The sequence below is a fragment of the Sessilibacter corallicola genome (assembly GCF_021290925.1).
GTDB lineage: Bacteria > Pseudomonadota > Gammaproteobacteria > Pseudomonadales > Cellvibrionaceae > Sessilibacter > Sessilibacter corallicola.
The window spans coordinates 1,113,870-1,128,887 of the sequence record NZ_JAJSLX010000001.1 but is presented as its reverse complement, the minus strand read 5'-3'; the positions used below and the strand labels follow the sequence as shown (position 1 = coordinate 1,128,887).

9 protein-coding genes and 1 pseudogene are annotated in these 15,018 nt (G+C 42.9%); 5 read left to right on the top strand and 5 right to left on the bottom strand.

The genetic code is table 11. The annotated features are described in order from the left end of the window. Positions 1 to 221: 221 nt before the first annotated feature. Together LU361_RS04705 and LU361_RS04700 are read right to left on the bottom strand one after the other, a co-directional pair. Positions 222 to 1,046 carry a hypothetical protein gene (locus LU361_RS04705; protein WP_233087426.1) on the bottom strand — a complete coding sequence of 275 codons (825 nt, stop codon included), beginning with the start codon at positions 1,044 to 1,046 and terminating at the stop codon, positions 222 to 224. Positions 1,047 to 1,158: 112 nt separating this feature from the next. After that, positions 1,159 to 1,992 (bottom strand): CPBP family intramembrane glutamic endopeptidase, encoded by an 834-nt coding sequence (locus LU361_RS04700; RefSeq protein WP_233087424.1) that lies wholly within the window; start codon positions 1,990 to 1,992, stop codon positions 1,159 to 1,161. A gap of 697 nt (positions 1,993 to 2,689) precedes the next feature. On the opposite strand from LU361_RS04700, the pseudogene LU361_RS20440 reads away from it, so the two are divergent. Continuing rightward, positions 2,690 to 3,472, top strand: a pseudogene (locus LU361_RS20440) (PAS domain-containing protein); the annotation flags it as partial. After that, a complete protein-coding gene (locus LU361_RS20435; RefSeq protein WP_434064657.1) occupies positions 3,470 to 4,000 on the top strand; it encodes a methyl-accepting chemotaxis protein in 531 nt (176 codons plus the stop codon). The pseudogene LU361_RS20440 and the gene LU361_RS20435, both read left to right, overlap by 3 nt. A gap of 29 nt (positions 4,001 to 4,029) precedes the next feature. Here LU361_RS20435 and LU361_RS04685 read toward each other — a convergent pair whose 3' ends face one another. Continuing rightward, the gene (locus LU361_RS04685) at positions 4,030 to 4,629 is read right to left on the bottom strand and encodes a helix-turn-helix domain-containing protein (protein ID WP_233087422.1); all 600 of its coding nucleotides are present in this window, start codon (positions 4,627 to 4,629) and stop codon (positions 4,030 to 4,032) included. Positions 4,630 to 4,903: 274 nt separating this feature from the next. On the opposite strand from LU361_RS04685, the gene tdh reads away from it, so the two are divergent. Beyond that, positions 4,904 to 5,932 (top strand): L-threonine 3-dehydrogenase, encoded by a 1,029-nt coding sequence (gene tdh / locus LU361_RS04680; RefSeq protein WP_233087420.1) that lies wholly within the window; start codon positions 4,904 to 4,906, stop codon positions 5,930 to 5,932. Between the two features lie 7 nt (positions 5,933 to 5,939). Beyond that, a complete protein-coding gene (locus tag LU361_RS04675; RefSeq protein ID WP_233087418.1) occupies positions 5,940 to 7,121 on the top strand; it encodes a glycine C-acetyltransferase in 1,182 nt (393 codons plus the stop codon). A 184-nt stretch (positions 7,122 to 7,305) separates the two neighbouring features. On the opposite strand, the gene LU361_RS04670 is transcribed toward LU361_RS04675, so the two are convergent. Continuing rightward, positions 7,306 to 7,536, bottom strand: a complete 231-nt coding sequence (locus tag LU361_RS04670; protein WP_233087416.1) for a superinfection immunity protein — start codon at positions 7,534 to 7,536, stop codon at positions 7,306 to 7,308. 410 nt (positions 7,537 to 7,946) lie between these two features. Beyond that, positions 7,947 to 8,771 carry a 23S rRNA (adenine(2030)-N(6))-methyltransferase RlmJ gene (locus LU361_RS04665; protein WP_233087414.1) on the bottom strand — a complete coding sequence of 275 codons (825 nt, stop codon included), beginning with the start codon at positions 8,769 to 8,771 and terminating at the stop codon, positions 7,947 to 7,949. A 417-nt stretch (positions 8,772 to 9,188) separates the two neighbouring features. On the opposite strand from LU361_RS04665, the gene LU361_RS04660 reads away from it, so the two are divergent. After that, the gene (locus LU361_RS04660; protein WP_233087412.1) at positions 9,189 to 14,027 is read left to right on the top strand and encodes an NAD-glutamate dehydrogenase; all 4,839 of its coding nucleotides are present in this window, start codon (positions 9,189 to 9,191) and stop codon (positions 14,025 to 14,027) included. The last annotated feature ends 991 nt before the right edge of the window (positions 14,028 to 15,018 follow it).

Sequence of the window (15,018 nt, the reverse complement as noted above, 5' to 3'; positions counted from 1 at the left end):
CTTTAGAATCGAGCAGTTGGAAATTCAACTGAAAATAGAGTAATTAAATGCGATGGCAGAACTGTTTCTTAAATATTAAATTTAAGCGACAAAAATATTTAGGTGATTGCTTAGTAAACCTCAGGTTAGTGAACCTCGGATTAACTGATTAATACGTTTTGAATGAAATTTATTAACGCGAAAAATTCGAAATTAACAGCCTGTTTTGAAATAACAATCAGTCAAAAAAAGGGATGATCCCTTTCTGCAATTATATTTACGAACCGTCTTGGGAACTTGGAACGATAGCGAGTTGTGACCCCATGAACAGACTCAGGAGTATTCAGTAACAGTACAAATGTGTTTTTGTCGTAGTTGATCGTCGATATTTCTTCCACCGTACTTTCCGGTTGCCATTTTAGGTTTTTGTCATTGACCGGAACTTTTCGTTGATAAATCTTTAAGTTGCCGCCACCCATGTCTTCCTCATGCTGCATATAAAACAACCCTATAAACAACTTGTTGGGATGGTCTGTATGAGGTCCGGTTATTTTGCCTCTAAACCAAGAAGGCGTATTGATGGCAACCATGGCGTCAACGGAGAAGTTGCCGTCTTGGGCGGAATTTCTTCGTTTTGCAGTGGCATCATGGGTATTTAATTCAGGGAAACGCTGTTGAATGGCTGCTTCAAAGAGTTGTAGCATTTCTTTAAAAAATTGGTCGGAACTGTGATAGTCAATAAACCGTTGCCAGGTGTTGGTAAGACTGTGTGAATGATCGTGTGAAGGACTGTGTGAAGAGCTATCAACAACCAAAGACGAGGGAATATTAACTCTTTTGTTTCTGCGCCCTAAATGTCTTAACGTTCGTTTATAGGATTTATTATTCGGTTCAGCGGCAGAGGCTTCTTGCATAATTGATTTCAATTGATCAATACCAGGGAACGACTGTTCTAGGTTTGCGTAATAGTCGCTCGGCAACGCATTTTTAATGACGATATGCGGATAGGGTTCTAATCGAATGTCTGACGACGAGACTTTCGACAATAAGCTGATTGGATCGGTCATTGTTGGCAGTAACTGTTTTTGATGAACACGGATAATTTTGCAGGTTTATATAACCAAGCCAATATGACAAGCGTTTGACTTACCCAATCTGAAATCAAATCCTATCGCGATCTTAGATAGGATAAGTCAAAAAGATAAAGTGAAGTGCGTTTACAGCAAAGTGCAATAAAATGGCAAACAACAGGCGATTCGTCAGCGTATACACCAAACCGTAAAGAAGCCCCGCCAGCGCAAACGTTATAATTCCACTGATCTCAGATACACCGTGTAGAGCCACAAATAAAACGGTGGTTATTAGGATAGGCAAGCCCTTGATAATTACAGAAGACCTAAGCGCGCTCGATAAAAAGCGTTCTAAGGGTTTTTGTAAAGAAAGCCGAATAAACGCTTCTTCGGCAACACAGGTGGTTAGCAAGTTTACCGGTAAGAATAACGCGATGAATACCCAGTTTTTTAAGTGAATATCCAAATCCAGTAATACCCACGCCGTGCTGATTATTAAACCGGTAAACGCAAGCGCAATGACCGTCGATTTACGGATTGATAAGGTTCTCTTTTGGTTGTTTAACCACAAGGGTAACAACCAAACCAGCAATAAATAGCCTGCTAACGTTTTGCCGACATTCAATTGAAGATGAAACGGCTTCCCGCCCGGATAAAGTTCTTCTGCGTAAAAAACCGACGGCTTAATAATGTCGGAAGATTTTGTCGTGGCGATAACAAAGGCAACGGCAATAATTGGGAAAATGAGTAGTTGCCAAAGACGCGATTGCTTGTAAATTGGTTTTTTTGTGTAAGCCAATAGCAGCAATGTGATTACAGCCAGTAAGGCCAATTGAGATCCGCTTAAAAAGGACAACTGACTCAGAATGAATCCAAGTGCTAGGATCAAGCCTGAAAATAGTACACCGCGATAACATTGTGTTTGGCTTAACGTACTTTGCATAGATATACTGTGCATAAATGTGTTGTGCATAAAATTTATAGCTTCTAATTAAGCAGGTTACGTTAGCACAGTCGTTGGTAATTCCAAACTCGGTGCTAGGGCCTGTTCACACTAATTTAATCACACCTGCTGGAGCGTATTTTTTTCGTATTTTAGGCGCAGAGAGTGTGATTTGGTTGTTCCAAATGAACGAGCTGCAACACGAAATACGGGAAAAATACGCCGAGCCCCTAGGGTCGCCCCTAAAACACGCCATTCGTTGTTGTTCGTCGCTTATTTAGCGCACTAAATTGCACTCCTCACGCCTAGACTGACGCGTTTTAGGGGCGACAGGTGCGGTTAAATTAGTGTGAACAGGCCCTAGTTCTTAAAACGTAAATTTACTTTAGCGATTGTTTGTACAAGAGCCGATTGATGGCGTGTGACTCTTATAGTGAGGTGCGCTCAAGAACTCTGACTTGTGGTCGATACGCTTTTTGCTGGGCAGTTTGTGTGACGCATTGTTATTCAGGGATTGTTATCCACGGATTCCTAATATATCGACAAATTACTTAAATCGTATTTTTAATATTTTTTTAAGGTTTGCTGATTGTGTGAGGTGTGTGGTTTGTGGATTTTTGTCTATTCTCTATGTAGGCAAAGCTCTGAGTAATGGCTTAAAAATCATGTCAATTTCATAACACTAGAGAATCATCTTATGTTTGGCTTTTTTGGTAATAATCACAAAGAAGAGACTGAATCAGCGGACCTCGAAAATCTTCGCGATTCTCAGTCGTTAATTCAAAGCTTTAAGGACAATCTGCCTTATATTGAATTTACTCCGAACGGTGAAATTCTCTTTGCGAACCCATTATTTTGTTCCGCAATGGGGTACAGCGCCGATGAAATTATCGGTAAACATCACAGAATGTTTTGCTCCGTTGAATTTTCAAGCAGCTCGGCATACTCGCAATTTTGGTCGGATTTAGCCGCTGGTAATTCTAATCACGGCACGTTTAGCCGTGTTAAACGCGATGGCAGTACGATTTGGATCGACGCGACTTATACGCCAGTAAGAGATTCTAACGGAAGAATTTATAAGGTATGTAAGGTTGCCTCTGATGTGACCGAACTGAAATTAAAAGTGGATGAGCAAGAAGCTTTGACAGAAGCGCTAAAACGCTCGCTTGCGGTTATTGAGTTCACACCGGAAGGTAACATTATTAAAGCGAACGATAACTTCTTGAATACCACCGGTTACAGTTTGTCGGAAGTGGTGGGCAAACATCACCGAATGTTCTGCAAAGACGATTTCTACCAGAATGAACCGAATTTTTGGACCAAACTGGGCAATGGCGAATTTCGTTCCGGTTTGTTCGAGCGTATTAATAAACACGGCGATACCATTTGGCTTGAAGCCACTTATAACCCAGTAATGGATTCTGACACCAAAAAAGTGGTTAAGGTGGTTAAGTTTGCCAGTGATATTACATCGCGAGTGAGCCAATCTGAGCAAGTTCTGGAAGTGTCTAAATTAGCGGAAGAAACTTCGTTTCAAACGGTTTCTATTGCCGATCAAGGTCGGCAAACACTGGAGCAAGCCACGGTTATTTCAAGAACCATCGAGACCTCGGTGGAGTCTGCGAATCAAGTAACGCAAGAGCTGAGTGATCAATCTCAGAAAATTACCCAAATCGTAACCACCATTGCTTCTATCGCCGATCAAACCAACTTGTTGGCATTGAATGCGGCTATTGAAGCGGCGCGTGCCGGTGAATACGGACGAGGTTTTGCGGTGGTTGCCGATGAAGTACGATCGCTGGCTGCTAACACTTCAAACGCAACCTCTGAAATTGAAGAGATTGTTAAATTAAACAGCCAACTGACGGGTGATTCGGAACGTAAAATGGCAGAGATTTCGAAAAACGTTGAGTCTTGTAATGAAAAACTCATTGAGACCCAAGGTTTAATTGAAGAGATCAGCCAAGCGGCAAACAACGTTGCCGAAACCGTCGGTCGTATCAGTTAATGCCAGACGAATTCTGATGTGTACGACCGTTAATTACCGGCGGTTACCACCAAATAACACAACAACTCTGAATCGGTATTATTGGCAATACAGTGTTCAACATCCGCCCGGTAATGGGCGGTATCCCCTTCGTGCAAACTTGTCTTTTCTTCGGCGGAAATAATTTCTGCCGAGCCGTGTGTTACGGTCAGCAATTCCTTAGTACCTTCGTAGTGAGCGGAGCTGATCAATTTGGCTCCCGGTGAAATGCGAATTTCATAAAACTCAATGTCTTTTTCCATGTGCAAAGGCGACAGGGTTCTTATAGAAACTTCTTCGTCGCAGCGGAAAAGGTTTTTTTCGTCGTTGCCGTGAATGACTTCAATGGTCGATGTTGACCAAGAATGGTCGACCAGTTCGCCAATCGTAATGCCAAACGCTTGCGCAATTCGAAAGGTGACCGCCAAGGTAGGATTGGCTTTGCCGCGTTCGATTTGGCTCAACATAGAACGGCTCACGCCCGATACCGACGCCAGTTGATCGAGAGTTAATTTATTCTTTTTGCGCAGCTTAGTGACCCGTTCGCACAGGGCTTGCGTGGCGGGATCAATGGTGGCTTCGGGTTTGAGGCTTTCGTTATCAGTATTCATGATGACTAAGATATTCGATGGCTAAGATATTTGTTGATCAAGACAGTTGGTGATCAGGATAGTGGAAAAAATCTTGTATGTTGGAAAATCGTATTCTATTATATCGGAATTGTTTCCTCAATATTAGAAATAAAAGTTCAAATATTGAGCGATTGAGCACCGGTCGCCGAGTTTCGTTGTCAGAGTTCTAGATTCGCACGGTGTTTTGTTGGCTTCATGCTTTTATCCAAAGCCATGAAGTTGGTATCGATTTTCTTAACCAGAAAGTACTGTCATGAAAGCGCTAGTAAAAAAAGAATCCTCTGTAGGACTTTGGCTGCAAGACGTGCCCGAGCCCGAAATTGGCATTAATGATGTCCTCATCAAAGTTCTTCGCACCGCCATTTGCGGTACCGACCTTCATATCTACAACTGGGACAATTGGGCACAAAAAACCATTCCCGTGCCGATGGTAACCGGCCACGAATTTGTCGGTGAAATTGTCGATGTTGGCTCCAACGTAAATTCCTTTAAAACCGGACAAATTGTGTCTGGCGAAGGCCATGTTGTCTGCGGGCGTTGCCGCAATTGTATGGCGGGGCGTCGGCATTTGTGCGCCCACACCAGTGGTATCGGCGTCAATCGTCAAGGCGCATTTGCGGAATATGTATCGCTTCCGGCGGCAAATGTTTGGGAACACCGCCCCGGTATTGATCTTGATATCGCCGCGCTTTTTGACCCACTCGGCAACGCGTTACACACCGCGCTGCAATACGATTTATTGGGCGAAGACGTGCTAATTACCGGCGCCGGTCCCATTGGTGTTATGGCGGCGGCCGTGTGCAAACACGCCGGTGCGCGCCATGTTGTTGTTACCGATATTAATTCTGAGCGCCTAAAGCTCGCTAAACAACTGGGCGCGACCTATACCGTTAATCCCACCGAGCAAAACCTCTCGGATGTACAAGCTGTTTTGGGCATGCACGAAGGTTTTGATGTGGGTTTAGAGATGTCGGGTAATGCCTCTGCGTTTCGCGATTTACTGGCCAATATGTGTCACGGCGGGAAAGTGTCGATTTTGGGAATTCCCTCTCAGGATACCGCCATCGATTGGAATATCGTGATATTTAATATGCTGACTCTCAAGGGTATTTACGGCCGCGAAATGTACGAGACCTGGTACAAAATGTCGTTATTTATCGAAGCGGGGCTGGATATTTCGCCGGTTATTACGCATCGGTTTGGCTATGAAGATTTTCAAAAAGGGTTTGATGCCATGAATAACGGCGAAGCCTGTAAAGTGATTCTCAATTGGGACGAGTGACAAAATAATGAATGAACAATTTCAAGACTATATTGGTACGCGTTTGGATGAGATAAAAAACGCGGGTTTATTTAAAAGCGAACGCTTAATTGCATCGCCGCAAAATGCCCACGTTGAAGTCAGTAATCATCAGGTTTTAAATTTATGCGCAAATAATTATTTAGGATTGGCGCAACATCCAGACGTGAATGCGGCGGCTCAACAAGGGCTGGCCGATTGGGGCTACGGAATGGCCTCGGTACGTTTTATTTGCGGCACGCAAACCTTACACAAACAATTGGAAGACGCGCTCAGCCAGTTTTTAAAAACCGAAGATACCATTTTGTATCCGTCGTGTTTTGACGCCAACGGCGGTTTGTTCGAAACCCTTTTGGGGCCAGAAGACGCCGTTATTTCCGATGCGCTTAATCACGCCAGCATTATTGATGGTGTTCGCTTGTGCAAAGCACAACGCTATCGGTATGAAAACAACGATCTTGCCGATTTAGAAACGCAATTACAAAACGCCGATAAAGCCGGTGCGCGCTTTAAGCTCATCACCACCGACGGTGTATTTTCGATGGACGGCTACATCGCGCGTTTGGATGAAATCTGTGATCTTGCCGAAAAATACCAAGCGCTTGTGCATTTCGACGATGCTCACGCTACAGGGTTTGTTGGCAATACCGGTCGTGGCACTCACGAATTCCGAAACTGCATGGATCGTGTCGATATTATTACCGGCACACTCGGTAAAGCGCTGGGCGGCGCCAGCGGCGGTTATACCAGCGGCAGTAAAACGATTATTGAGTTGTTACGCCAAAAATCGCGCCCTTATTTATTCTCAAATACCGTAGCGCCGCCAGTGGTGGCTGGCGCACTCAAAGCGCTGGAATTAGTGACTCAATCAACCCAGTTGCGCGATCAATTATTTGAAAATACGCAGCTGTTCCGTGAAGGTTTGGAGAGATTAGGTTTTGAGTTGTTACCGGGAGAACATCCCATTGTGCCAGTTATGTTGCACGATGCTGTAACGGCGGCAAAATTTGCTGACATCATGCTGAAGCACGGTGTTTACGTGGTGGCGTTTTCATACCCGGTGGTTCCCCACGGCAAAGCCAGAATCCGCACACAAATGTCAGCGGGTTTGAGTAAAGACGATATTGAATTTGCGTTAGAGGCGTTTGCAGCGGCGAAAAAAGAACTGTAGGGAATTTTGATGCATCGGAACTCGGTTATATTCAGAGTTCCGAAATAAAGCAGCGCGTATTCTGTTGAGATTTGCGTCTCTTTATTTAGGTTTTTTAAGGGCTGGTAATTAAGTCGTTCTTTAACTAAACCGTTCTTTAACTTAGTTGTTCTTTAATTAAGTCAATACGAAATTAAAGAACTGCTTAATTATCGGAAATTTTAGAACTTGATTTTGTCTGTCCGCGAATGGCCCAAAACAAAACACCAAACCAGGCAAACCAAGAGATACCAGAAATCAGGTTAGCGGTGAAAATTTTTGCCTTCTGTTCACGTTTAAGCGCAAAGCTTAAAATGGTTGGCATAAAATAACCCACTAAAAACACCGGAACCAAATACATTAACAATGTTTTGTGTTCCATTATAAATTCAGACATAACGACTCACTAACAACTTATACTCTATCTTCCAGCACTGTCTTCTAGATCTTTGTTTAAGAATTCTCTTTAAGAGCTCTCTTTAAGAACTAGGACACGCTTCTTAAAGCAGGCGATGGTATTCATCAACGATGATCCTCGACTGCGTATTGTCTGGTTTAGAAGCAATACTACTTAGCCAGTTCTCAACAAATTATCAAGAAAGTCTAAAATAATCCGTTCCATTTGGCGTTGTAAACCAATGATTATTTGTTCGATGACTATCTGTTCGAATTGATGCCTGTTCGAATTATAGCCACTTGGGCTGAGTTGAGTAATCATTGGGCGGGCAAGTATAGAATAAACCGAGCTTCGATCACACTCATTCGGCCCATTTACCCGGATGAACTCCAGGTTTTGCGCCGAAAGTTTTACTCAGGTACCAGAACTTCACTGCGTAAGCGCTGCTTTTCATCTTGTGACAAGCGCTTAGCAACGTTCGGCAGTGTGGCCTGGAAAGACTGAGCCAAGGTCCACGGTGGATTCACCGCAATCATACCGGAGGCGGTCATGCCCGGGTTGTCATCGTCATCAACCCCCAACTCAAAAAGCTGCACATTGCGCATGTTGGTTTTTTTGATTGATGCTTCTAGCGTGTTAATTCGCGCGCGTTCGACAACGGGATACCAAAGCAGAATCACGGTTTGGGGCATTTTCTCGTACGCCTTCGCCATGATGTCGACTACGGTTTGGTAATCTTCTTTGATTTCATAAGAAGGGTCGATCAACACCAGTGCTCGTCGAGACGCCGTTGGCAGCAGTCGCAGTAGCCCGCGAAAACCGTCCTGGGCTTGCACATGGCATTTGCGTTTCTCTTCGCAATGGTCACGCAATTCCCTAAGCGTTTGGGGGTGCATTTCAAATAACCAAGCTTTGTCGCCTTCGCGCAGTAAGCGTTTTGCCAACAGCGGTGAGCCTGGGTATTGATTGTTGGCTAAATCCGATTGCACAGCGCGTTGGTAGTGTTCTAACCCAGGCAAATTAAGCTCGCCGAGCTTTAGCACGCCAGCGAGACTTTCCTGGGTTTTTAACGCCGCTTGCGAGTCTAAACGGTACAAGCCCGCACCGGCGTGAGTATCAATGTAATCAAAGGGTTTGTTCTTCTTTTGCAAATAGTGAATGCACTCAAGCAGTACCCAGTGTTTGATAACGTCGGCGTGATTGCCTGCGTGGTAGTGATGTTGGTAGCTGAGCATGTGTTTGGCCTGTTGGTTTGTGCAATCAAAAACGGAGTGTTTTTTACTGCTTTCGGTGACGTTAAGCAAGCCTCGATGATAATAAACCAGTCTGATTTACTGAGCTGTACCGATGTGTATCGATTTAGATTGGGGTGCGTTCGAAGATTGGCTTAATGAATGTTAACCAGCTAATGTTGACCGGCTATGGGGTTTTAAACCCAAATTTATTTCTAATTAAAAAACAAGTTTTTGTGTTTTGGTTTAATACAGGCAATTTCACCTTATCGATTTCAGTATACTTCGATCATAAAATCATTAAGGACCGATTTGTTTGAGCGTGCAATGCGTTTCAAACCGAGGTTATTCGATCAGTCACTTGATATTTGTACATCTGCATTATTAATTTCATTATCGATTCCGTTTCTGGAGAATTTCATGAGTGATACCAGCACTCCAACAAAAAAAATAGTGCTAGACCAACTCGCTGAGGACATAAAAAAACGTATTGAAGGAAAAGAGGCCGACAAGGTTATTCAATTTTCTAAACAGATTTTCAATGTGTTGCCTTCTGATGAATTAATAAAAGAAGACAGAAGTCGACTCTGCGCGAAAGTATTATCCCTTTGGCAAAAATTTCGAGTACGTTCCGACGCATATCCCCAAATAGACGTATTTAATCCGGTATTGGATGAGCACGGCTGGCAATCAAATTATACGGTTATTCAAATTCTCAGTTGCGACATGCCGTTTATTGTCGATTCCATCAGCGTGGCGTTAACTCAGCACTCGTATTCAATACACAGTTTGTGCAATGGCGTAATAAGTACACGCCGAGCTGAAGCGGGCGAGCTAATTGATATTGTCGATAACGATTCCGGCGCGCGGTTAGAATCGGCGGTTTATATTGAAATTGATCGTCTTACCAGTTCTACGACTATCAACGAGCTTCGTGATCAGTTGATACAGGTGTTATCGGATGTAACCATAGTAACCGGTGATCATCGTGACATGTTGGCTCGGGCGAACGAATTAAAAGCTCGTATCAGTGCAACCGCTGATACTAAAACCATTGATACTAAAACCACTGATGCTAAAACCCAGCAAGATTCTCTCGTTTCAAATGCGGAGACAGCCGCTTTGCTAGCGTGGTTAGAACAAGATAATTTTGTTTTTCTTGCCTATAAAGAGGTTATTCCAAACACCAGCGTAACACCTGTCGTCGTACAAGATTCTAGTTTGGGATTATGGCGGTCAAATCAGGATGATCCGAACGTTGATGCGGACTTTTATAAAAGTACCAACGAACCCGTATTTTTTGGGAAAGATAATCGCCGAGCCAGCGTTCATCGCTTTACTCACAGTGATTATTTGATCTTCCGGGAATTTGATAGCAACGGTGAAGTTGCAAAAGAACATCATTTTCTGGGTTTATTCACTTCGCGAGTCTACCGCCAATCGTTGCAGGCTATTCCGGTTGTTCGAAAAAAAGCACAAGCGGTATTGCATGCCACGGGTTTTGAACGCGGCGGTCATAATTATAAGCTTGTCGAACACATTCTCGATGATTTACCCCGAGAAGAATTACTTCTCGCCAGTGTCGAAGAGTTACTGTCTACCGTGACACAAGTTTTCGAAATAGGAAAACGTCATGCCCCACATTTATTGATTCGCCCAGCCCATAAAAACGGTTATTACTCTTGCTTGTATTATGTGCCACGGGATTTATTCAATACCGCGTTACGAGCCCGTGTTCAGGAAATATTGGTCTGCGAATGCAGCGCCTTTGATGTGGAATTATCGGCCCAGTTTTCTGAATCGACGTTATTCAGAACCCACTTTATGTTGTACGTAAATACCGATCAGCAACCTGTAGATACTGTAATGCTGTCGGCAAAAGTTCTTGAAGCGTCTCGGTCTTGGGATGAAGATCTTCGAGTGCAACTCTTAGAAAGCCTGGGCCAGCAATCGGGTAACGTAATTAACAATGCATTTAATGGCGGTTTTCCCCCTGCTTACAAAGAACATTTTTCCGCAGAAAACGCCGCCAATGACATTCGCATACTTCAGGAATTAACCGACACCAACCGGCTCGCATTGCGGTTTTATCAGCCGATTATTGTCGATGAGAGTGAACTTCGATTTAAAATTTACAGCCTTGATAACGGCGTAGTCTTGTCTGATGTTATTCCGATATTAGAAAAATTAGGCATGCGTGTTTTGAGTGAGCATCCCTATGCGATTCAATCCCGTTGCGGACGTTCCTATTCAATCAGCGATTTTAAAGTGTGTTGTGCGGTCGCCGATCAAGACAAACTCCAGTCATCGAAACAATTAGTACAAGAAGCTTTCTCTCAAATTTGGTCCGGTGTGATAGAAAGTGATCGTTTTAATCAGCTGATTGTTTGCACGCAAATACCGTGGCGCGATGTTGCCTTATTGCGAGCGTATTCGCGTTACATGAAACAAATTCGTTTTGGTTTTAGTCAATCGTTTATTGCCGATACCTTGGCGCGTTATCCGGTGATTACCAAGCAGTTGGTGAGTTTATTCCAGGCGCGATTTAATCCTGAATTGCAAAGCAAAAATACCGAGGGTGAATCTGAAAGCGCGTTAGAACAAGCCATTATCGATGATTTGGAATCGGTAGACAGCCTGAACGACGATCGTATCTTGCGACGGTTTTTAAATTTAATTAAAGCGACATTGCGTACGAACTTTTTTCAGCGTGAAAATAAAATCTTAAAAACCTATTTTTCATTTAAGTTGGATCCCCAACAAATTCCAGACATTCCGTTGCCGTGCCCAAAATTTGAAGTGTTTGTTTATTCCCCGAAGGTTGAAGGCGTTCATTTGCGTTCGGGTTCGGTGGCACGCGGTGGTTTGCGATGGTCTGATCGATTGGAAGATTACCGCACCGAAGTATTGGGATTGGTGAAAGCGCAACAGGTGAAAAATTCGGTGATCGTGCCGACCGGAGCCAAAGGGTGTTTTATCGTTAAACAACAACCGGCCGCGCAAACCCGTGAAGCCTTGCAAGAAGAAGGCATCGCCTGCTATCGATTATACATTCAAGGATTGTTAGACCTAACCGATAATCTCGTTGATGGACAAGTTGTTACACCAGACAATGTGGTTCGCCACGACGGCGATGATACCTATTTAGTGGTTGCCGCGGATAAGGGAACAGCGACGTTTTCGGATATAGCCAATGGCTTAGCGAACGATTACGGGTTTTGGTTGGGCGACGCTTTCGCTTCCGGTGGGAGTGAAGGTTACGACCATAAAAAAATGGGTATTACCGCCAAGGGTGCTTGGGAATCGGTTAAGCGACATTTTTACGAACGTGGTGTCGATGTTCAAACTCAAGAATTTACGGTTCTCGGCATTGGCGATATGGGCGGTGACGTGTTTGGTAACGGCATGTTGCTGTCAGAAAAAATTCGTTTAGTGGCAGCGTTTAATCACAAACATATTTTTATTGATCCAATGCCCAATGCTGAAACTTCGTATTTGGAGCGCAAGCGCTTGTTTGAGTTACCGCGTTCTTCTTGGCTTGATTACAACCGCGATTTAATCAGTGACGGCGGCGGTATTTTCAGTCGCGCCAGTAAGTGGGTGTATATTTCACCGGAAATGAAATCAGCCTTTGGGATAGAGGCGAACAGATTAACGCCCAATGACTTTATTAAAGCGCTGTTAAAATCTCCGGTTGATTTATTGTGGAACGGTGGCATTGGTACTTACGTAAAATCCTCTGGTGAAACTCATCTTGAAGTTGGCGATAAATCAAACGACAACTTGCGCGTAAATGGCTGTGAATTGCAATGTAAAGTATTGGGAGAGGGCGGCAATCTGGGGGCGACACAGCTCGGTCGCATTGAATTTTCTCAACACGGCGGCGCTGCCAATACCGATTTTATCGACAACGCCGGGGGTGTTGATTGCTCCGATCACGAAGTGAATATTAAAATTTTACTCAACGAGTTGGTTCAGCAAGGCGATTTAACCATTAAGCAGCGCAATCAATTATTGCGAGACATGTCTGATGAAGTCAGTGACTTGGTGCTGAAAAATAATTATCGCCAAGCCCTGGCGCTTAACATCGCCGAGAGTAGCGCCGTTGCGTCGGTCGACGACTATATACGTTTAATCAAACGCTTAGAAAGCGAGGGTAAATTAGATCGCGCCTTAGAGTTTTTGCCAACCACCAAAGCACTCTACAAACGCAAAGAAGAAGGCAAGGCTCTGACTCGCCCCGAGCTGTCGGTATTAATTTCTTATTGCAAAATTGAATTAAAGCAGGCGTTAACTCATTCGTGGTTAACATCTGATCCTGAATTCTCCGAGGAAATCAGCACGGCCTTCCCGGCAAGATTGTCTCAAGAATTTCCTGACGCGGTAAAACAGCATCGTCTACGACGTGAAATTATTGCAACCCAGATTGCCAATGATCTCGTCAACCGTGTAGGCATCACATTTGTCGATGCTATCAGAAATATAACGGGAGCCGATTATTCACAGATTGCGGCGGCTTATTTAATCGTACGAAAAATTTATAAAATTGAAGCGCGCTGGTCTGAGATTGAGTGTTTAAGCAGCGACGTTGCCTCAGATACCAAAGTCGACATGATGAACAATCTCATTGTTTTAATGAGACGTGCGACCTATTGGTTTTTGCGACATCATCGTTATAACTTGGGCCTTTCAAATTTCGTTAAACTATATGAAACCAACTTGGAAAAAGTTTCATCGCCGGTTGAATCGTTAAGCGCAATTATTCCTCAGGATCGATGGCAGTTAAAATTTAACGACTATAAACAAAAAAATATTCCCGAGTTATTAAATGCCTTTTGTGCCTCCGCCAGCAGCCAGTATTGGTTATTAGATATTATTGATATTGCTGAACATCAAAATCAAACAATAAATTCTGTTGCGTCTGTTTATTTTGAGCTTGGAGGTGAGTTACACTTAACTTGGTTAGACGATCAAATTCGCCAAGTGAAAGCAGTAAATCATTGGCAGGTTTTGGCGTCTATCAGTTATCGCAATGACTTGGATCATCAATTGCGCCAGTTAACAACCAGCGTATTTAATACTCATAAAAATAATGATGCTTCCGATATTACCGTTAAATCTCTTTTATCTGATTGGTATGAAAGCAAGCGCACACTAATTCTGCGTTGGCGTCGAACTTTACAAGATATCCAAGACAGTAAAGTTAATGACAGCGCGGCGTTCTCTGTGGCATTGAGTGTCTTACTGGAATTGGTTTGATTGAATTGCGTTGTTCAAATCACTTCTTGTTTTAACAGTGTGATGTGAACGATGTCTCTTTTTACACATGTTTTTATTTCTAGGAGTAACTTCTACTCAGATTGTTACTCCAAAGAATAACGAAAACAGTTTCTCTATGTTGACTAAACAATACGAAGGTAGCTTAAATGTCCTCTAATCCGGAAGTTGTGTCCCCCGCGCCCTCTGGGGCGAAATCGACTTTTGAACTCGTTAAAAAAGTTTCAAATAATAACAAACCAGAATTGTTAGTTTTTTCATCAAGCACTCGCAGCAGTTCTTATGAGCCCGAGGAACGTTGCTTTATTAGATCGACTAACTAGTACAACATTACTCTCCCTACCGGTAATGGTTCGAGTGATTCTTTAGATTCCTTTCCTAGCGTTACCACGTAATATTCCATGCCATAAGTGGCTTTTTCTTGTGGCATGGCCTTTACAGAATTCAATCATCCTTGTTGTTTTTTCTTTCCTCCCCTTTGTCTCTTTTCTTTTCATTTGAGTGACACAAATCACAATATTTTTTTAATGCTCGATACCTGTTAATAGGCACAGCTTATTAATAGATAATGATTAGATGGGTGGATAAGTACCCATTGCGATTGTGTATAAAGTTTGAGTTATTTATTCTCGTTTGAATTTATTTGGTTATCAATTTATATCGTTGTCGATTTAATTCGTGAAATGAACGTGTTTCAATTTTTTGAATGTGTCTAATAAATTCAAGACATCAATGCATATCGATAAATGCGAATTTAAATAAGTGTTCCTTTATATGTCCAACTAATATATATCCAACTAATACATGTCAAACAATAAAAATTCAAAAAATATTTGACGTTGAAAATTCAACAATGGTTGAGTAAGTCGCTGTATTTTTCATCTGGTATGAGGGAGTGTTCATTCTATTTTTGTTTAGAAATTATTCTCTAAACCTTTCTATCCATTTTCTAAATTGAACGATTTTAAATTAA